The organism is Streptomyces sp. NBC_00335, from assembly GCF_036127095.1.
Classification (GTDB): domain Bacteria; phylum Actinomycetota; class Actinomycetes; order Streptomycetales; family Streptomycetaceae; genus Streptomyces.
This window is the reverse complement of sequence record NZ_CP108006.1, coordinates 3875850-3895580: the sequence shown is the minus strand read 5'-3', so window position 1 is coordinate 3895580 and position 19731 is coordinate 3875850. Positions and strand designations below refer to the sequence as shown.

The window sequence follows — 19731 nt, the reverse complement described above, 5'->3', positions numbered from 1 at the left end:
GCCGAGACTGGAGACACCGCGCATGAAGAAGACCCGTGTATCCCTCGCTGTAGCAGCAATGTCTGGGGTGCTTCTGCTGGGCGCCGTGGTGGCGAACGCATCCGCCGATGAGGCGCCCCGCCCCGCCGACAGCGGGCACGCCGAGAAAGCCGCGGTGCCGCCGGCGCCGCCCAAGCCGCCGTGGGTCAACCCCGACGGCACAGTGGACGCGTCCAAGTTGCCCGCAGAGCTGCCGCTGATCGGGGCGGACGGCAAGGTGGTCAAGGACGCAAACGGAAAGACCCTCATGGTCAAGCCGGGCGTCGAGATGAAGCCCGGTGCGCCCCAAGGGCCCGTGGCCGGTCCTCGGGCCGGGGAGAAGCGGTCCTTCAGCACGGACGCAGAGGGCCGCAAGACGGAGACCGTCGAGGTCAAGCCGTCAGTTCCGCCGTCGCGCTGACCTGACGGCCACGCCGGAGAAGAAAGGCGCCGTATGAGCAGGCTGCTGGAAGCGGCGTGTGCGCTGACCGTTGGAGTCCTCGTTGCGCTTCTTGTATGGGGTGCTGACCGTGGCGCCGTGCAGGTGGCGTGGCGGAACGGCGAGCTGAGCGGTCTGACGGTTCTGCTCGTGGGGGCGTGTGCGCTGTGGCTGGGGCTGTGGCGCAGGCGTACCGGGCGCGGCTGGCTGGCATGGCCGCTTGCGGTGCTGCTGTGCGGCGCGGCCGTTGCGCTGGTTGTGGCGTCCATGGCCGGTTGACCGGCGCAGGCATGCAGGTGGGGCTCCCCGTCTTGTGGGCGGGGAGCCCCACTGAGGTTTACTGGCCGTTCCATCGGTCCCCGACGCCGGGGACGACACGCTTTGTGACGGCGCGGATGATGTCGCCGGTGGTGGCGATGCGATCCTGGAGCTCGGCCCGTTCGAGGACCAATCGCCCGCGAGCGGTTCCCCGGGCCGGCGGATGCGCCCCGGCTTGGGCCGCCGCGGCAGACCGCCACTTCGCGGCAGCTACACGAGAGCTACTCGGCTCCCGTGTCGAGGACGCCTTGGACACATTCCCGGATACCGAGGACCGTCACCCCGTCGATCCTCTCGATGCCGCCCTTGCCGAAGCACACCCACAGCGGGAACGCGCCCGCGTCGCGGGCGAAGACGAGCTTCTGGACCGAGGCAGGGTTGGGCCGGGAGTCGATCTCCACCACGATGCCCGGTACGTCGGGCAGCCAGATCACGACGTCCAGCCAGCCGTACCGGCCCTTGCCGTCCGGGACCACCGGCAACCGCAGTTCGCGGTAGGTGCGGGCGTACTTCGCGATCGGGCCGATCCCCGTCCCGTCGCGGAGAGAGATCACCGCCTGGGTCAGGCTCCGGGTGATCTCGGCGGTGGTGGGCGCGCGGCGCCCGGCCGCCCGGTCCCGTGCGACCACCTCCACCGAGCTCTGCGCCCAGTCGGCCAGGACGTCCGTGAGCAAGATGGCCACGCCCTTCCTCCGCGACTGGCCGAGGGCCTCGGCCGGTGGCGACATGTAGCCAACCCTCCGCCCAGTGCGCCTGTTCGACCAGTCGCAGCATTCCGTCGGCGGCCGCGGCTGGACCGTGAGCTCGTTGGCGTATGGCCGGTTAGTCCTCTGCGTGTTCGGCGAGGTATTCGAGGGTGTCTTCCGCGGTGACGATGGGGAGCAGGCGCTCGTACTCGGCGTAGTCCTCGTCGGTCATGATGTCGATGGCGTCGTCGACCAAGGAGCCCTCGGGGAGCTTGGCGAGGTACTTGAGGACCAGATCGACGAAGACCTGCCGCTTTGCGTCGATGTCGCGCAGCCAGTCGGCCTCACGTCGCAACTGCGCCAGCCCGGCGGCCTGCTCTTCCGGGGTGATGGTGTTGAGCAGGAGGTGCTCGGCGTGGGTGAAGGGGCGCCCGTCGCGATGGTAGGGGCGCGTGGGGTCGTCGAGGTGGCCGTCCCAGTCGACGTCGGTGAAAAGAACGACGACGTCGGGGCGGATGGAAGGCTGGGGCACGGGTGGGTTCCTTATGTGGTGTCGTGTGATCGGTTTGTGGTGATCGGTTCGGGGCGGTGTCTCTGGGGGTGCTCGGGGCACAGGGGCGGGCCTTGGTTTAGGGGACATGGGCTTCGGGGGTGAGGGGCTTTCACACCTGGGGTGTGGGGCGGCTGCTGATGGCCCCGGCCATTGGGTGGTCGAGCCAATCAGTCAGGTGGCGTCCCCTGCCGGATCGGCGTGATCAGCGCCGACGAGTGGCTTCGTTCGCTGCCGTGTTCGCGGGTTGCGCCGGTGCCGAGGGCGGGGTCCTGTTCTTGCCTCGGGCGGGTGTGGCGTGGATGTTTCCGGGGTCGGCGGGCAGGTGGGCGAGGCGGCGCAGGCGCCAGGTGAGGACGTCGCTGATCGAGGTGGCGCTGTCCAGTTCCCGGTGCCGGGTGGCTTCGGTGAGCAGGGTGGCCGGATCGTGGCCGGCGGCGTGGGCGTCGGCGAGGGTGGCTGCCAGCGCGGGCCAGCCGGGCTCGGCCAGGACCTGTTCGGCAAGGTCGGGGACCACCTGGCGCAGAACGGCAGCGTGCCGCTGCTGCAAGGGCTGGGGCAGGACGCGGCCTCGCTGGCGGAGTACGGCTATGGGCTGTGCTGCGGCGGCCTGGTAGGCGGCGCGCAGGTGCTCAGCGGCCTGGCGTGCGGCTTCGGCCTGCTGGGCGTGGTGCTTCTTGCCGTGCCAGTTCGCTGCCGCGATGGCGAGGAAGAACGCCATGTCGATGAGCATGGCCGTGGTGGCGCCGTCTTCTCCGCGGCCGAGGGCCGGTCCGCTGTGGACGAGGTCCCGGGCAGCCTGCCGCAGGGCGCGGTCGTGCCCGCGAGCGGCTCTCACGTGGGAGCGGGTGGCCCGCTCGAACGAGGAGGCCGCGTCCCGCAGCTCCTTGCGGGTGTGCGCGGCGGAGGACTTGGCGAGCGCGTCGAGCACCTCCCCCATGGCTGCGATCTGCCCCGCGATCAGGCCGTCGTCGTCGCCGTTGTCGATGACGAGCAGCGCCTGCCAGGCGGCAGTGGTGGCGCGGCGTCGTGCGAACGCGGGGCCGGTCACCGGCGGCAGGGTGGGACGGTCCTGGTCGCTGCTGTCGTCGGCGGTCTTTGCCGGGGTGGTCCAGCGTTCGCGCATGCGGGGCAGGGACAGGTCCGGGGCGAGCTTCGACCCGGAGAAGTAGACGGGTTCGCCGTTCTTGTTGCGGTCGTCGGGCAGGGCGACGGTGTAGCCGAGGACATCCCCGGACGGTGCCTTCCGCTGCCGTACGAGGAGGCCGGCAGAGGCGAGGCGGTCGAAGAACTCCTCCTCGCCCTGGGCGCCGGCCACGGCACGGCGGACGGTCTCGCGTAGTTCCTCCCTGGGGGTGCGTTCCCGCTTGTTGCGGTCGGCTTTGTGTCGTTCGGCGCTGGTGGGGCGTTGGGCGGCGGTTCCGTCACCGGCGTTGAGGCGGCGCAGGCAGTAGTCGGCTTCGATGAGACGGGCTTCGGTCTGGGAGCGTTGGGCTTCGTTGTGGCGGCGGGGCCGGCGGCCGTCCTCGCGGACGGTGGTGGCGATGATGTGGATGTGGTCGTCGGCGTGGCGGACGGCTGCCCAACGGCAGGCGGCGGTGTCGCCCTCGGGGGCTATGCCGGTGGCAGCAACCATGCGGCGGGCGATGTCGCCCCACTGCTCGTCGGTGAGGATCGGGTCTTCGGGCGCGGCACGTACGGACAGGTGCCACACGTGCTCGGTGGGGCGCCGCGACTCGGGCAGGGCTTCGACGGGCTGGTCGAGGAGCCTTTGCAGGTCCTCGTAAGTGGCGGCTGGGTTGCGGCCGGGGTCGGGGACGAGACCGTCCCAGGCGGCCACGAGGTGGGGGTCGGTGTGCTCTTCGTGGGTGCCGGGCCCGTAGAGGTAGCGGATCAGGCCGATGGTGCGGCTGCCCATCTTGTGGATGCGGGGGATCATCCGGTGGGAGCTTCCGTCGCCATGTAGCGCTGGGTGAAGTCCTCCACGCGCTGGGCGGTCCGCTGGACGGCGTCGAGGACCGCCCGGGCGTGCGGGGCGTCGGCGCCGGAGTTCAGGACGGTGGCGACCTGGTTCAGGTTCTTGCCGATCGGGCCGAGGGCCCGGCGCAGCGCGAACAGCTCGCTGACGATCTCCCGACGGGTGGCGATCTCGGCTTCGGTGCGGTCGAGATCGCGTGCGGCCTTCAGAGCGGAGTGGGCGAGGAAGCCGGCGATGCTCATGCGGCAGGCAGAGGCCGCGCGGACGAGGAGCTGGTACTCGTCGTCGTTCATGCGGCAGCTGGGCTGGTGGGTGCGCTTGTTCTCGGCGCGCAGGCGTTCGCGCTGGCGCGCGTGGGATGTCGTCGGCGCGGCGTGCGTGCAGCGCGTGGTGTGGCAGGTGTGCTGTCCGTCCCTGCCCGGGTGTGGTCCGCCCTCGGCCGCATCCCGAAGGACCGGCGCCCCCTGGTGCCGGTCCTCCGCCGCCACCCCTGGGGCGGGGGAGCCCAGAGCATTGCTCCCGACGGGAGCAATGCTCTGGGTACAACTTGCTGCGCTGGTACCGGTGGGGAGCGGCTGGCTACTGCTGAGGTGGCAGGGGTCTTCGCGGTGTGCTTCGTGCATGCGCTGGTGCTTTCGTGGGATAGGTGTGCTGACGGGTTCATACGCGGTGGTGGTCCGCGCGGGACGGGAGGCTGTCGTCTCCGACAGGGCGATCCGGACTGCCGGACAGCACCGGTGCGGAGGTGCATGACGCGCTCCGGTCGGCCGGGGCAGTTGAGTTGGCCTTGCGGGCGGAAGGGGCATCCCCGCCCCGGTCCAGCCCCCGGAGCGGGCCTGTGGCCTGCGGAGACTTTGGGTCACTCGGGGTGAGGGCGAGGGCCATCGGCGGTCGTCTGGTCCGCGCGCAAGGCGGCCATGAGCTGGGTGAGGCGCTTCTCGCTGATGCCGAGGTTGGCGTCCCTGATGGTCGAGCGGACCAGGTCACGGGTCGGCTTTCCGTGCGCTTCGATGGCAGGGCGGACCAGGTCCAACAATTCGTTCAGTTCGGCCTCGGGTGGACGCCCGATACGGATCCGGCGCGGTTCGTCGGGCTGGGCGTTCGGCTCCTCTGGCGGGCCGGCCGGAGCCTGCTCCTTGGTACCCGGATCCGGATCCGTGGTCTGGTCGGCGTCTTGGTCTGCAGGAGGCTCGAAGGCGGAGCCGGGTGCGGTCGTGGATTGCCGGGTGATGAGGATGTGGAGGTGGACCGCGCCAGCGAGGGCCAGTGGGGCCAGGGTGGAGAGGATGCCGACGGTGACGTCGCCCAGGCGTAGGCCGCCGCCCGGTGGAGTGAGTTGGTTGAGTCGGATGGCATGGAGGGCGTTGGCCCAGATGCTGGCAGTGGTCGCGGTCCCGAAGAGGGTCCAGACGTACAGGCGGGCGCGGTAGGGCGCGGTGCGCAGTACGAGCAGGGCGCGGACGCCGTAGGCGATGAAGCCGTCGATCACCAGCGGGAAGAGGTAGGTCAGGTACCCACGGACGTGGATGGCGACGGCCATCTGCTGGAGCGCGTCGTACGAGAGCGCGCATCCGGCGGCGCCGAGGGCGAAGATCGCGGCCCGGTCCCAGGCCGTGGTGCGGGGGAGAGGTGTGTAGGCGTGTGAGGTCAAGCGGGGTCTCCAGAGGGCCCCTCCACCGCGAGCTGGGTGCGGGCGCGGAGGGCGGCGTGAACGGCAGGGGTGAGGTGTTGGGGTCGCCGGCGCTCGTCAGGAGGGGCGCGGGGCGGACCGGCGGCGGTCGGTGCCGCTGAGGATGACGCGGTCGGTCATCTCGGCCAGGCGGGAGGCGACGCGGTCGCCGACGGCGTCGCGCAGGGCCTGGGTGGGGAGGTTGGTGGTGATGAGCGTGGGGAGCACCTCGGTGTAGCGGCGGTTGATCAGCCGGTACGTCAGCTCCTCGGTCCACTCGGACTGCTTGGCCGCGCCGAGGTCGTCCAGGATCAGCAGCGGGCACCGGCCGAGTTCCTGGATCTCCCGTTCGGGGTCGTGGTTGGGCCGCGGGCGGAGCTGAGCGTGCAGGTCGGCGGAGGTGACCGCCTGCCAGCGCAGCCGGACCCCGGCGATGAGCAGGGAGCGCACGGCACCGTACGCCTGGTACGTCTTGCCGGTTCCGGTGGGGCCGACGATCAGCAGCGAGGGTCCGTACGAGATCCCGCGGGTGCCGCCGGGGCCGACCCGGCCCATACGGGCGACCTGCTCCGTCCAGGCATGCACACCGGGGTCGGTGGCAGTGGCCTCGCGGTAGCGGGCGGGGATGCGCCGGTCAGCGAGCTCCAGTGCGGTCACGGGCTCGGACGGTGGCTGGGCAGGGACGCTGTCGGGGTCGATGCCCCGGGCGGCGAGGATCCCGTTCAGGCGAGCCGCCAGGATCCCGGCACGCTGCGGTTCGCGGGTCGCGGTGCTCACAGGGCGCCTCCGTACGCGGCTTCGGCGTCGGCCGGGTTGGCGTAGGTCCGGTGGGCCGGGCGGGCGGGAGCCTGCGTCTGTGGCGGGTTCATGGCCTCGTTGACCAGGCTCGGCAGCACGCTCGGGTGCAGGGCCTTCTCCCGCAGCCGCATCAGACCGGCGCGAATGTGGGCGGCGGCGATGCCGTCAGCGAGGAGCTTCGCGACGGATCGGCCGAGCTGGCCCAGCACCGCGCTCGGCGGGCGGTTGGGACATGCGGCGGCGTATTCGGCGACCATCTGCTGGGCCGAGACGGTCTCGGGTGCGGGGGCGCTTGCGCCCCCCAACGGAGTTGATCCTAGATCCATGATCCTAGGTCCTAGATCCGGACCGTGAGGCCTCACGGACGGCCCGGGGAGCCCTCCCTGCACCCTCATGGAGGGCTCACTGAATTCGCTCTGACCTGCGGAAACCTGGCTCGGTGTGGACTCGCGCCGTTCCGTCGAGCCCTCGCTGAGGGCTCGGTGAGCCTGCAAGGACTCCTCGCGGAGCCCTCCGTGAGCCAGTGGTGAGGGCAGGGGCGTCCGGCCCGCGTCGTGGTGCGGACACACCGGGTGCCGGACGCCGCTGGGGCGGTTGACCTTCTGGTGCTTAGCGAAGGTGACGATGTGCAGGTAGCGCTTGCCGTCCTCGCCCTCGTACCGGCAGATCAGGTCGGCCATGGCGAGCTGGTTAAGGTCGTCCTCGACCTCGATCGGCCCGTGCTCGGGGCGCAGGGACCAGAGCAGGCCCGCGATGACGGCGGCCTGGTCGCGGAAGCGTCCGTGGTCGTCGGCCTGGGTCAGCAGCCCGTAGAAGGTCCGCTCGGCGGCGATGCTGACGGCGGCCAGCGATTCGGAGCTGAAGGCTTCCGGCTTGATGGTGCGGATGCGCGCCATGCCTATCGCCCCGCCTTCGCGCGGGGCGCGGACGAGGTGTGCGGAGCGGGCAGGGGTATGTCGACGGCCGCCTGGGCCGTACTGTGGGGCATATACGTTCCTCACCCGGCGGCGGCAGGCCTGGCAGCCCGCCACCGCCGACTCGATCGTTCAGGAGTGGGCGGTTCGGTAGGGGACTCATCGGCCCTCGGCGTTGGCACGCCGGGGGCCGTTTCGTATTCCCTCACCGGGTCGTGGCCAACATAGCCACACCCGGCGCGCGCAAGTCCAGCGATTCCGGCTACGGAACAGCACCAGTCGAAATCGCGGCCGCGCATTTCTTTAACGATAGAGCCGGATTCCCGACTGACCAAAAAATCAGCCGCAAATAAGACGCGGGGAAGATCGCATCGCAGAAGCCTTGACCGGCGAGGCGTCCCCGATCTATGTTCCCCCGCGCCGGAGCGCCAGAAGTCGTGCCTGGACTGTCTGAAGGGCATCCAGGTGGATCGCGCGAGATGCCCGAAAAGGGGTCTATGGCGCCTTTGCCTTCAGGTGTCGCGAAGTGCCGCACTCCCATTTCGCCTGGTGCGAAGCCGCACGGCGAGGCTTTATACACCCGAATCCCCGGTTACGAAAATCTCGGTTTCCAAGCTACAACTGACGTATGCCCCGACGCCCCACGGAAATCGGCCCTGCCGGAGAACGGACCGCCATTGCCATCGAGTACCTCCGCATTTCGCGCGGCTTCGCCCAGCGCGAGCTCGCCGACCGCGTGACCGCGCTCGGCCACCCCATGACCAACACGATGCTGTCCCGCATAGAGCGCACCCGGCGCCGCTGCGACGTCGACGACCTCGTCGCCATCGCCGCCGCCCTCGGGGTCTGCCCGCTCGCCCTGCTCCGCGGGACCTCGTAGACCAACCGGTGTCACAGGGCCTCGGTGTGCCAGCACCGCCGCCCGCTCCAGTGACCCGAACGCCCACTCCTGAACGATCACACGGCGCCCGCCGGCCTGCCCGTATGCCCGGCCCCGCCAGACAAGGGACCTTCTTGCACCGAACCGCCATGTCCGTCATCCCTCGCGCCCTCGGGGCAGACCGCACGCGCCACGGCCGAGGTGGTGCCCGATGACCAAGCGCACGCCGCACGGGGATCCCACGCTGCCCCGCCTGTTCGGCCCCGAGGAACTGGCCAGAGCCCTCGGCTGCTCCGCCTGGTGGGTCCGCGACCGGGCCCGACGCCGCCTCATTCCGTTCGTGTACGTAGGTGGGGCGTACCGCTTCACCGCGGACCATCTCGCCGAGATCATCCGCATCCACGAGGAGCGGCCGGCGACAGCCGCGCCTTCGACTGAGGCGCCTGCTCCTCCTCGTAAGCCTGCATCCGTACAGGCCCGCTCCGCTGGCCGAAGTGGCACCTCCGAGTCCCGGCCCCGGCTGGTGGCCAGGCCGCCTCGCCGCCTTCTGAACGCGCAAGCCCGCTACGAAACCGCTGCCTGACCCGACACCCACGACAGAGAGGGGGACATGTGGGATACGCGGAAAAGCGTGCGACGTACTGGCGGGGCCGGTACAAGATCACCGAAGGCAAGTACGGCACGGTGCAGGACGACACCGGAGCGGTGGTCAAGTTCGCCACCAAACGGGAGGCCAAGCAGGCCGCAGACGCGGCCGAGGTCACGGTCCGCCGAGGTGACTGGCGTGACCCGACGCTCGGACACGAGACGTTCGGCGAGTACGCGAGCCGCTGGTACGACGTCCAGGACCTGGCCGCCTCCACCATGCAGAACTACCGGCGCCACATCGAGGAACACCTGCTCCCCGAGTTCGGGGAGCAGGCGCTCGCCGGCATCCTCCGCACCGACGTCGACCGGTGGGAGAAGGCGGAGAAGGCCGTCTACGCGGCCTCGAGCGTGAAGACGTGGCGGGCTACCCTGCACCTCATCCTGGCCGACGCCGTTGAGGATGGCCTCATCGGCGCCAATCCCGCGACGAAGCGCCGAGGCCGGGGCAAGCGGGCCGGCCGCTCCCGCGACCGAGGCCCGGAGAAGGTGGTCACCGACGCGCTCGGCGCCCTGCTCATCGCCGAGCGGGCGGCACTCCTGTCGGGCCGCGACGACGAGTTCGTCGCCGTGATCCTCAAGGCGTACACCGGCATGCGCTGGGGCGAAATCGTGGGATGGGAGACGGAGTTCGCCAGACCGGGCTCCGCACGGGTCGAGTGGCAGCTGTACGAACTCGACTCGGGCGAGATGGTGCGCTGTCCTCCCAAGGACGACAGCTACCGCACCATCGACCTCCCGGACTGGCTCTCCGCCCTGGTTGCGAACCACATCGTGCGAACCAAGCCGACACCCTGCCCGTGCCACGGCAGGACGTACGTCTTCCAGGGCCAGGGCACCGCGCGGACCGGCGGCCACCAGGGAGCCAAGCTCGTGGACGTCGCCCGCAGGGCCGAGGTGTCCACCGGCACGGTCTCCAACGTGCTGAACCACCCCGACCGGGTCCGGGAGGCCACCCGTGCCCGGGTCGAACTCGCCATCCAGGAGCTGGGCTTTGTGCGCGGGGGGATACCGAGTGAGTACGCCGCCCACTGGCGCCGCAACGGCTTCGCCACCTGGCTGTTCCAGCCGGCCGCCACTGGCTGGTACCCGAAGAAGGCCCCGCAGGAGGCTCGCCCGGTTCCGCTGCTTGGCGACCCCTGGCCGGGTGTCCCCGTCCGAGGCCGCAACGCGCACGGCCGCGCGGATGCCTGCTGGACCCCCATCGCAAAGGGCCTCACTCCGCACGGCCTCCGACACTCCCACCGGACGGTCATGGAGGACCTGGGCACGGAAAAGGTCCTCATGGACGAGCGCATGGGCCACATCGATGGCTCCGTCTCGGCTCGCTACGCCCACGTGACGCCCGGCATGCGTCGGCGCCTCCTCGCGGGGCTGACCAGCCAGTGGGAGGAGGCGATCCGGGCCCGCCGGGCGCTGAGTCCCCGCTCCTCCGTCACCGCCCTCGACCGCCTGCTGCGAGCAACCGTGTAAGGAACAGGTGACGCTCGTGGTGCCGGCTGCCCGCGATCCGCAGCCGGCCCTGGGTCGCGTACGGGCCGAGGCGTGGGGCTGTTCGGTCGGGCGTCGCCAGACACGTACGCGCGGAGCCTGACACCAGCACGTGTCAGGCTTGGGCCGTCATGGGGCGTCTAGATCGGGGAGGGGCCGTGACGGAGGACCAGACGGTCGGGGAGCATTTGACCGGGTACGCGGCGATCCTGGTGGACGCATGCGCCACGGGCCGTCGGCTCACGCGTGATGAACTGGACGCGCGGCGCGATGCGGGGGAGCGGGCCGCAGAGGCCGGGATTGGGCTGCGGAGCCTGGTACGAGCCCATCTCAGTGCAGCTCAGGAGGTGCGGCCGGCCCTGTCGCCGTCCGGAGCGGACCATCTGCTGGCGGCTGTGGAGCAGGCCGTGGACGCGTTCGCCGGGGGCTACGAGCGGGCTCAATACCAGGCGGTTCGCCAGGAAGAGGCAGTGCGCCGCGAGTTCGTCGACGACCTGCTGTACGGGCGCAGCGACCTGGGGCGGCTGGCGGAGCGGGCCGCGCGCTTCGGGCTGCGCCTGTCGCAGGCGCATGCGGTGGCGGTGGCCCAGGGATCCGAACCGTACGGAGAGGGCTATCCCGTCGCGCGCGGCATCGAGGCGGCCGTGCTGACACGGTTCGGGAACCGGGACATCCTGCTGACGACGAAGGACGGCCGGCTGATATGCGTGGCACCGGGTGACCAGCCCGAGGTCCTGGCCTTCTTCGCGAAGCAGGCGTACGCGGCGACCGACGGCGGCCGGGTGGCGATCGGCCGTGCGCATGCGGGCGCCGGAGGCGTCGTCCACTCCTACGAGGAAGCCCTCAACGCCCTTGACCTCGGCGAGCGGATGGAGCTGGAAGATCCGGTGCTCCACGCCGCCGACCTGCTGGTCTATCCGGTCCTGGCTCGCGACCGGGAGGCCATGGCCGACCTGGTGGAGGCCATGCTCGGGCCGCTCCAGCAGGCCCGGGGCGGCGCGCAGCCGCTGATCGACACCCTCCACGCGTACTTCGACAGCGGTTGCGTGGCAACCGACGCGGCCCGCCGGCTTTCCCTCAGTGTGCGCGCCCTGACGTACCGGCTCGAACGAATCCACCAGCTGACCCGGGCCGACCCCGCCGACCCGCGCCACCGCTACTCGCTCCAGACCGCCGTGATCGGGGCCCGGCTGCTGGGCTGGCCCGGCTCGGCCGACTGATGGTCTGGCGGGACACGGGTGAGCGGGCCCGGGCACCGTGTGCCCGGGCGTTCATTCTTCGCGGGCGGCGTGCCTGCCGTTCGAGGTTGCGAGCAGGTGGCGTGGGTCCGTGGCGCGAGTGATGGCGCTCTCCACGGCGGCCACCCGGTCGGCGAGCAGGCCGAGGGCGGCCACTGCCCGGCTCAGGGGGTCGTCGCCGGAGCTTCCGAGTGCCTGAGCGCGGACGTACGAGGTGGTGATCTCGGACCAGCGGGCCGCCTGACGTTCGGCGAGTGTGCCGCGGAGGGCGCCGAGCTTGAGGAGGTTGGCCTCGGCTCCGGTGGTGAGGGTCTGGGCCTCTGACGTGTAGTGGTCGTCGATTACGGCGATCAGCTCGGCTTCGTTCATGGCGGGCGAGATGCGGGCCACGATCTTGTTCATGTTGCGGTACGAGCCTTGGAGCCGGAAGGGCGGTTCGGTGCGGCTGGCCTCGCTCTGGGCTGCGGAGGCGATGTAGGCGTCGTTCACCGCGAGGACCGTGCCCCGGGCGATGAATAGGTGGCGGAGCACGGCGAGGATCCGGTCGAGTTCGGCCGGCGGGTAGGGGTGGGTGAGTCGGTCGCGCCGGGCGGTCGGGTCATCGGCGGCGAGCCGTACGAGCAGCTCCAGGTCGGCGCGGTCGCGGGCGGCGAGTGGGGCGAGGACCGGGTTGGAGGTGAGGGCGTTCTCGACGAAGCTGAGGGCGAAGGCGTCCTCCTTGCCGGTCAGTACGTCGCCGAGGTTCCAGACGTCGGCGCGGTTGGCGAGCATGTCGGGGATGCTGAAGCGCTGCCCGGACTCGGTGTACGGGTTGCCGGCCATGCAGACCGCGAAGCGCTTGCCGCGCAGGTCGTGACCGTTCAGGGTGCGGGTCGCGTCGCACAGCGGGATGAACTTCTGGAGCAGCTCGGGCGAGGTGTGCTGGATGTCGTCCAGGTAGAGCAGGACGTTGCTGCCGGCCGCGAGGGCGAAGGCGATCTTCTCCAGCTCCCGGCGGGCGGCGGCGTCCGGGGCCTCGGCCGGGTCCAGCGAGGTGGTGTGGTGGCCGAGGGCCGGACCGTCGACCTTGACCAGGAGCAGCCCGAGGCGCTCGGCGACGTACTCCATGAGCGTGGTCTTGCCGTATCCGGGCGGTGAGAGGAGCAGCAGCAGACCGCTGTTGTCGGTGCGCTTGGCGTCCCCGGCAGCGCCCAGCTGCTTGGCGAGGTTGTCACCGATGAGGGGCAGGTACACCTCGTCGACGAGTCGGTTGCGGACGAAGGAGGACATGACCCGGGGCCGGTACGCGTCGACGTGCAGCTGCGTGCGCTCGGATGCGAGGAGGGCACTGCGGTACCGCTGGTAGGCGCGGAAGCCCGGGACGGCTTGGGCGGTGAACTCCGCGGTGCGGGCCAGGAACTCGTCCAGGCGCAGCGTGAGGGAGCGTCCGGTGATCCGTGGGTGGGCGCCGAGGAGCCCGGCTACGGTGGCGGTGGTCTCGCCGGTGGTGTCGTAGCGCTTCAGGGAGGGGCACAGTTCGACGGCCGCGGCTTCGGCGATGTCGCCCGCGTCGATGTGTTCGCCGCAGGCCGCGGCGTAGGCGGTGAGCCAGCCTTCGACGAGGTGCTGCCGTGTTCCGAGGTCGGGCAAGGCAGTGAGCTCATCGTCGTAGGGCGAGGAGCCCACGCTGCGCCGGAACTTGTCGAGGAGCACACGGGCCGAGGCGGAGACAGCGAACCCCGCGGGTCCTGTGGTCAGCTCCTCGAAGAGGTACTCGGCTGCGCGTGCGGGATCGGCCGCCTCCGGGGCGAACCTGGCGAGGTCCTCGGCGATTTCGGCTTGCAGGCCGTCGATGGCCGGCGCGAGCCCGAAAGTGTCGCGAGCCCGCGCCAGAGACATCGCACGGCGGATGAAGGAGTCGCGGGACTCGGCCGTCGTCGCGTGGGCCCAGAAGAGTGTGGCCGCCGCCCGCTCGCGTGGCGGGTAGCGCAGCAGCACGGCGGACTCGTGCAGTTCGAGGAGCACGCCCAGGATCGCGGTGGCGTCGTGATCGTGGACGCCCCGCTGGTAGCCCTCGTCGTACGCGGCTTCGGCAGCCTGACGCACGAGTGCCGGCAGGTCGGCTGCGGCGAGGGCTTCCGTGCCGTGTTCGGCGAGCAGCCGGGCGGCGAGGTACTCGGCCCGGTACACGTCGGGCGATTCGGACGGCAGCAGCCGGTCCCAGTAGGGGCGGGTGGCGGCGAACTCCGGGTCGGTGACCGGCCGGCGGTAGTCGGTGCCGGTCAGGGCGAAGGACAGGCCGTCCTGGTGCGGTACGAGGGTCAGTTCGGCGGCTTGGCGGGTGACGGCGAAGCGGTGGCGGCCCAGGCGGATCGTGTCGCCGCCGTCCGCGAACAGCTCGCTGCGGTCTCGCAGGGCGCGTGCGGCCTCCTGGCGGGCGGCCAGCAGGCGGCCCTCCAGTTCCTCCGCCCGGACCGAATCTCCGAGCTGCCGCAGCTCGTCGGCGGTGCGGCGGACCTTGGCCGCCATCGGGTCGGATGCGAAGTAGGTGTGGATCTCGTCGGGGCTCTCCAGTCCCGACGCGCGACGGGTGACCGTCTCCAGGACCCGGCGGGCGGAGTCGGCGAGGGTCTCGGCGCGCCGGGCGCGGGCATCCCGGAGGGTCTGCTCGCGTGCGGAGAACGCGTCGTGGATCTCGGTCCGCTTGTCGGTGATCGCGGTGAGGAACGCGTCGTGCTCGGCGAAGCGTGACTCCAGGTTCTCCAGTTGGAGCAGCAGCCGGGCACGCTGTGCCTCGCACTCCTCGGGAGTGCCGGCCGCGGCGAGGGCGCCGGTGACGGCCTGGCCGAGCAGCGCGAACTCGGCCGCGAACTCGGCCCGCCCTTCCTGGTCGAGGAGTTCGCGGCGGCGGGCGGCCAGGGTGGCTCGGGCGTGGTTCAGGCTGCCGAGGACCTCGGCGATCCGCTCCAGGATGGTGGTGCGTACGGTCGCGTCACCGACGTCCAGGCCTGTGACGACCTCGACCAGGGTCTGTAGCCCGAAGGCCCGCTCCTCAAGCCGCTCCGCGACCGGGGCGGCCCCGGCGACGGTGGTGATCGCCTCGGCGTCGGCGGCGAGCCGTTCGGCCTCGGCGTGGTGGTCGGTGAAGGCGTCCTCGCGGTGCAGGAAGGCCACGGCGCGCCGGGCGGTGGAGGCGATGTCGCTCTCCACGTCGCCGGCCAGGGCGTCGATGCCCGCCGTGTCCGCGTACTGCATCTCCTTGAGGGTGAGCAGGTGCCCTTGTGCGCGGCGCAGCTCGGTAATGCGGTCGATCCACTCCTCGGCACCGGCCGGGGACTCGCCTCGGATGCGCCGGACCAGCCGGGCGATCTGCTGGGCGGACTGGGCGAGCGTGTCGGAGGCCTGCCGGGTGAGGGCCCGGACTGTCTCGGACTCCTCAAGAACCTGTGCGGCGGTGGACCGGACCGCCTCCAGGGGGCCGCGCAGGCCGGCTTCCGGTTCGCCCAGCCAGTGGTGGAGGTCGGCGGCCCGGATGCAGGCGGCGACCAGGGTCTCGTAGATGGTGCCGGTGGGAGTGGTCTCGGTGGACTGGCGGGCGATGGACAGGCAGTCGGCGATGCCCCGGACCAGGTCGGCGTTGCCGATCCGGCCGAGCGGGCCGTCGCCCATGGACACGGGGTGGGTGTCAGAGACGTACGGGGTGTGCCAGATCTGCACCGGGTGCGCCCCGGCAGGCTCGTTGGCCTCGGCGCGCAGAACGACAAGGGTGCCGTCCTCGAAGAGTGCGTGGCCGTGGCAGGAGATCGGGGTGGCGACCTCCTTGCGGATCAGGTTGTAGGGCAGGAGCAGGCTCCGTCCCTGTGTGCGGTCGTGGAAGACGTACAGCACGTCCTCGCCGTTGGGGGAGTGGACGGCGCGCTCGAACTCCAGGTCCGAGGTGTCCGTGTCGCCGGCGCCAAAGGTCTTCACCGTGCCCGAGGCGAGGCAGTAGCCGCCGGGGAAGACGATGCCCTGGTCTTCGGGAAGCCGGCGGCAGGACCGGCCGATGCCGTCGAGGCGGACCACGGCGTTCGTGACGGCGTTGAAGACCAGGTGGCGCGGTGTCTCCTCCTTGTAAGGGCGGATCCGCAGCAGGATGAGCGGGCCCACGGTCGCGTACGCGATCTCGGCGTCGGCGAGGGACTGGAGCGGCTCGTCGACCGGCTCCCGGTGGACGCCCTCGACGCTCTCGGTGTCGTTCCCGGTCTTGACGGTGAGCGCGCCGCCGACCGTCGAGACGAAGATCCGTCCGTCGATGGAGACGTGCGGGTGCCGACCCAGGACGTGGTCCTCGCGCGCCGTCCGCGTCCACTCGACGTCATGGGCGGGCGGGAAGACGTGGTCGCGCTCGCCCCGGGCATCCAGGAACCGCGCCCCGCCCGACGGGGTGAGAGACCAGCGCAGGACGCGCATGTCCTCGGCCCGCTCCCCGGTCTGGAACACGGCCAGCAGCTTGCCGTCGACACCCCGGAGCCGGAGCAGTCGCGCGCCCTGGAAGTAGCGGTGCAGCGCGCCGAATTCCCGTACGAAGGCGGGGTCGTCGAGGAGACCGGGGGCCGCGTCCTCCGGGAGCGGGTTCAGGTCGCGGTCGTACAGATGGAAAACGTCCGACACCGCACGCTCGGCACCCGCGGCCACCGAGCCGTCGTACCCGAAGAGCAGCACGTCCCCGACGGCGACGACGTCGCGGGGCACCACCCTTACGCCCTCGGTGCGCAGGCGCTCAGAACCCGCGAGGGAGAGCTCCGTCGTTCCGAACTCGGCGATCCGAGCGGCGTTCAGGGCCTCGGCCCGCCGGGCCAGCTCGCCGGCCTGCGCCGCCAGCCGGTCGCGCAGCACCTCGTACGACAGCACCTCATACGTACGGGCGTCCATCGCCGTGGCCGTGGTCATGTGTTCCAGCTCCCTCGTATGCAAAGTGGTGCTCCTCCGGAGCCGCCGCCCCCTCCGCGGCGGCTCCGGAACGTGACCGCACCCCCGTGGCGGTCAGCTTTTGGCAGCGCCGTTCAGGCCGGCAAGCGTGGTCACTGGCAGGTCGGCCAGACCCAGCTGCCGGGCCTTGGCCATCAGCTCGTCCAGCTGCCCGGATTCGCCCGGCATGAGCTTCATCAGCAGGGCGGAGACGGTCAGGTTCCGCACGTCGGACGTGGACACCGAGCCCAGCACCTTCGTGAGGTCCTCGGTGAAGGAGCCGGCGCCGTCCAGCCAGGGCCCGGCCAGGGCCTGGGCGGTCTGGGAGCTGCCCATGAACCCGTCCACGGCCCGGCCCATCGACATCGCGCCGACGATCCGGTCGAAGAACGCCGACTCCCCGCCGATGATGCTGATGTCGGCGCTCTCCAGCCCCGTCGCCAGCACGGTGGCCTGGGCCTCCGCGACCTGGCGCTGCACGTCCAGCCCGGCGAGCCGGATCTCCTTCTCCGCCTCCAGCCGCAGCCGGTACTCCTCGTGGCCGCGCGAGGCCTCGTCCAGGGCGGCCATCGCCGCGGCCTTCTCGGTCAGGCCCTCCGCCTCCGCCTTCAGCTTCTCGCCGATGGCGGTCGCCTCGGCCAGCGCCATCTCGCGGGCGCCGTCCGCCTCCGCCTTCAGCCGGGCCGTCGTGGCCCCGGCCTCGGCCCGGCCGGTCTTCTCGATCGCGTCCGCTTCCCTCACCCGTACGGCGACCGCGGCCAGGCCCTCGGCGGCGGCCTCCGCCTGGATGCCCTCGGCGAGACGGATCTTGGCGCGAGCATCGAGGTCGGCGGTCTTGTTGCGGGCCTCGGCGAGGGTGAGCTCCTCGGCCGCCCGGTGCACAGCCGCCTGCTCGGCCGCCTCCGCGGCCTTGATGTCCTTGACCAGCCTCTCCTGCGCCTCGGCCTCGGCCCCGATGACGATCGCCTGCCGGGTCCGCTCGGCCTCCTCCACCACCCGCAGCCGCTTGATGGACTCCTCCTGCTCGGCGACCGTACGGTCCACCGCGATCCGCTCCCGCACGACCTCGGCGATGTCCCGCTTCTCGGTCTCGACCTCCTTGTCGGCCGCGATCCGGCTCAGCTGGGTCTCCCGCTCCCGCGCGATGACCTCCAGCAGACGGTCCTTCTCGATCCGCTCGTTCTCGACGGCGATGACCCGCTCGCGGTTCTTCTGCGCGACGGCCACCTCACGCGCCTGGTTCTCGCGCTGGATGCCGAGCTGCTCCTCCGTCTTGAGGAAGGCGCTCTGCGCCCGCAGCCGCTCCTCCTCCACCACGCTCGCGGTCTGCGCCTCCTCCCGCGCCCGCACCGTCTCGATCTCGCGGCGCTGCTTGATCTCCGCGTCGGCCTGGCGGCGCTCCAGCTCCAAGATGGCCTCGCGGGCGTCGACGTTCTGGCGGGTGAGCTCCTTCTGCTCGTGCTGACGGAACTCGTTGGTGCGTACGCTCTCGATGGCCGTCAGCTCGGTGATCTTCCGGATGCCCTGGGCGTCGAGGATGTTGCCGGCGTCCAGCTGGGAGAGCGGGGTCTGCTCCAGGTAGTCGATCGCCGCGTCCTCCAGGCTGTAGCCGTTCAGATCGGTGCCGATGATGTGGATGATCCGGTCGCGCAGTTCGTTGCGCATCGTGTAGAGGTCGGTGAAGTCGAGCTGCTTGCCGACCGTCTTGAGCGCCTCGGAGAACTTGGCGTTGAACAGCTCCTGCAGGGTCGCCTTGTCCGAGGCCCGCTGCGTACCGATGGCCTGAGCGACCTTGATGACGTCCTCGACGGTCTTGTTGACGCGCACGAAGAACGAGATCCGGATGTCGGCGCGGATGTTGTCCTTGCAGATCAGACCGTCGCGGCCGGTCCGGGAGATCTCGATGGTCTTCACCGAGATGTCCATGACCTCGGCCTTGTGGAGCACGGGCAGCACCACCTGCCCGGTGAAGGTCACATCGACCTTCCGCATCTTCGAGACGATCAGGGCCTTGCCCTGCTCGACCTTGCGGAACAGCCGGGTCACCACGAGCAGCGCGGCGATCACCAGGACGAGAACGACGATGACGAGCGTGCCGAGGCCCAATGAGATGGCATCCATGAGGAATCCCCACGTGAGAAGTCGAAGCTGAGAAGCCCGGGAAGGCTGAGAAAGGCGGCGGATCAGCCGCGCGGGTCGAGCGCCGCATCGAAGGGCGCGACCCAGAAGAACTCGCCGGCGTCGTCGTACGCGTAGAGCAGCGCGGTGCTGCCGAGCGTGAGCGGATCACTGCCGTGCTGGCGGACCTGGACGATCGCGGTGGCGCCGTCCCCTGCCGTGACCTCGGCCTGGCCGAAGCCCGCGTCCACCCGCCCCGTGCGGATGGCGCAGGTCAGACCGACGAAGTCCAGCCGGGACGGCCCGGGTTCGTCAGGGAAGAGCTTCGCCAGGGGCCGTACGACCAGCCGCGTCACGCGCCACGAGAGAAGCAGCGACCCGAACAGCAGCACGGTGCCGAGGAAATGAACCAAGGCGCTGGGCCATCCAGTACGGGCGAGAAGTGCGGAGCCGTACAGGTTCGTGAACCAGGCCAGGGCGATCAGCAGCGACGCCGACAGGGTGACGGGTACACCGCCGAGGCCCAGAGCGCCGCCGTCCAGATCGGAGTCGAAACCGTCGTGATCCGCGGCTCCGCAGAGCACAAGCAGCCAGAAGCCGAGCACCACCATCAGGGCGGCGGTGAACAACACGGTGGGAAAGCCAAGGGCGGCAGTGATGAACTCATCCATGAGCTTTCCCCCTTCCTCATGCGTCGCCTTCGGCCGGAACGCCGGTTTCCGGTTTACGGCACAAAGCTCGGCTCCCCCTCCGGGCACAGCCCATCCTGCCCTGCACGCAGGCTTGTTCACATTGCCGGTCGTCGGCAATCTTTATGCTTCTTTAACGCCGACGTGCTGATGCCCGGCTTTCAGTGGCCTGCCCGCGCACCGGGTCATGGCTGGTGAGTTCGCAGGTGAGCTTGCCGTGGAGGTCGGCGCTGGGGTCGTTGAGCCCGATGAGCTCGACGTTCTTGCCGCGCTGCGCGTACTTGGTCTCGATCGCGTCCAGTGCGGCGACGCAGGAGGCTTCCCAGATGTGGGCCGCGGTCAGGTCGATGACGACCTTGCCGGGGGCGCCT

The 19731-nt window shown here is 70.8% G+C and carries 15 protein-coding genes and 1 pseudogene; 5 read left to right on the top strand and 11 right to left on the bottom strand.

Going from position 1 to position 19731, the window contains the following annotated elements; genetic code table 11:
• Nucleotides 1-58 precede the first annotated feature (58 nt).
• Together OHA37_RS17340 and OHA37_RS17335 are read left to right on the top strand one after the other, a co-directional pair.
• Nucleotides 59-439, top strand: coding sequence for a hypothetical protein (locus tag OHA37_RS17340; RefSeq protein WP_266906199.1), 381 nt, complete (start codon nt 59-61; stop codon nt 437-439).
• Between the two features lie 33 nt (nt 440-472).
• Nucleotides 473-736, top strand: a complete 264-nt coding sequence (locus OHA37_RS17335; RefSeq protein WP_266906197.1) for a hypothetical protein — start codon at nt 473-475, stop codon at nt 734-736.
• A gap of 260 nt (nt 737-996) precedes the next feature.
• Here the strand turns inward: OHA37_RS17335 and OHA37_RS17330 are convergent, their stop codons facing one another.
• The 7 genes from OHA37_RS17330 to OHA37_RS17300 form a co-directional block, all read right to left on the bottom strand.
• Entirely contained in the window at nt 997-1458 is a 462-nt protein-coding gene (locus tag OHA37_RS17330; protein WP_266906195.1) for a hypothetical protein, read from the bottom strand.
• Between the two features lie 139 nt (nt 1459-1597).
• Nucleotides 1598-1993 carry a hypothetical protein gene (locus OHA37_RS17325; protein WP_266906193.1) on the bottom strand — a complete coding sequence of 132 codons (396 nt, stop codon included), beginning with the start codon at nt 1991-1993 and terminating at the stop codon, nt 1598-1600.
• Nucleotides 1994-2216: 223 nt separating this feature from the next.
• Entirely contained in the window at nt 2217-3950 is a 1734-nt protein-coding gene (locus OHA37_RS17320) for a relaxase/mobilization nuclease domain-containing protein (RefSeq protein WP_266906191.1), read from the bottom strand.
• Nucleotides 3947-4324, bottom strand: coding sequence for a plasmid mobilization protein (locus OHA37_RS17315; RefSeq protein ID WP_443046308.1), 378 nt, complete (start codon nt 4322-4324; stop codon nt 3947-3949). Before OHA37_RS17315 ends, OHA37_RS17320 begins: the two co-directional genes overlap by 4 nt.
• A 524-nt stretch (nt 4325-4848) precedes the next feature.
• Complete coding sequence (locus tag OHA37_RS17310; RefSeq protein ID WP_266906187.1) at nt 4849-5640, bottom strand: DUF2637 domain-containing protein; 792 nt, start codon at nt 5638-5640, stop codon at nt 4849-4851.
• Between the two features lie 96 nt (nt 5641-5736).
• Entirely contained in the window at nt 5737-6435 is a 699-nt protein-coding gene (locus tag OHA37_RS17305) for an ATP-binding protein (RefSeq protein ID WP_266906185.1), read from the bottom strand.
• Complete coding sequence (locus tag OHA37_RS17300; protein ID WP_266906183.1) at nt 6432-7352, bottom strand: hypothetical protein; 921 nt, start codon at nt 7350-7352, stop codon at nt 6432-6434. The genes OHA37_RS17305 and OHA37_RS17300 overlap by 4 nt, the downstream gene beginning before the upstream one ends.
• A 646-nt stretch (nt 7353-7998) precedes the next feature.
• Between OHA37_RS17300 and OHA37_RS17295 the strand changes: the two genes are divergently transcribed.
• From OHA37_RS17295 to OHA37_RS17285, 3 genes are all read left to right on the top strand, one after another.
• On the top strand, nt 7999-8250 hold the full coding sequence (locus tag OHA37_RS17295; RefSeq protein ID WP_266906181.1) for a helix-turn-helix domain-containing protein: 252 nt from the start codon (nt 7999-8001) through the stop codon (nt 8248-8250).
• Between the two features lie 612 nt (nt 8251-8862).
• A complete protein-coding gene (locus OHA37_RS17290; protein WP_266906177.1) occupies nt 8863-10368 on the top strand; it encodes a LacI family DNA-binding transcriptional regulator in 1506 nt (501 codons plus the stop codon).
• A 149-nt stretch (nt 10369-10517) separates the two neighbouring features.
• Nucleotides 10518-11606, top strand: coding sequence for a PucR family transcriptional regulator (locus OHA37_RS17285; protein ID WP_443046179.1), 1089 nt, complete (start codon nt 10518-10520; stop codon nt 11604-11606).
• A gap of 51 nt (nt 11607-11657) precedes the next feature.
• On the opposite strand, the gene OHA37_RS17280 is transcribed toward OHA37_RS17285, so the two are convergent.
• The 4 genes and pseudogenes from OHA37_RS17280 to OHA37_RS17265 form a co-directional block, all read right to left on the bottom strand.
• Nucleotides 11658-16535 carry a DNA repair ATPase gene (locus tag OHA37_RS17280; RefSeq protein ID WP_266906173.1) on the bottom strand — a complete coding sequence of 1626 codons (4878 nt, stop codon included), beginning with the start codon at nt 16533-16535 and terminating at the stop codon, nt 11658-11660.
• Nucleotides 16536-16628: 93 nt separating this feature from the next.
• A complete protein-coding gene (locus tag OHA37_RS17275; RefSeq protein ID WP_266906171.1) occupies nt 16629-18674 on the bottom strand; it encodes a flotillin family protein in 2046 nt (681 codons plus the stop codon).
• A 62-nt stretch (nt 18675-18736) separates the two neighbouring features.
• Nucleotides 18737-19342 (bottom strand): hypothetical protein, encoded by a 606-nt coding sequence (locus OHA37_RS17270; RefSeq protein ID WP_266906169.1) that lies wholly within the window; start codon nt 19340-19342, stop codon nt 18737-18739.
• 151 nt (nt 19343-19493) lie between these two features.
• Nucleotides 19494-19724: pseudogene (locus OHA37_RS17265) on the bottom strand (hypothetical protein); the annotation flags it as partial.
• Between the last annotated feature and the right edge of the window lie 7 nt (nt 19725-19731).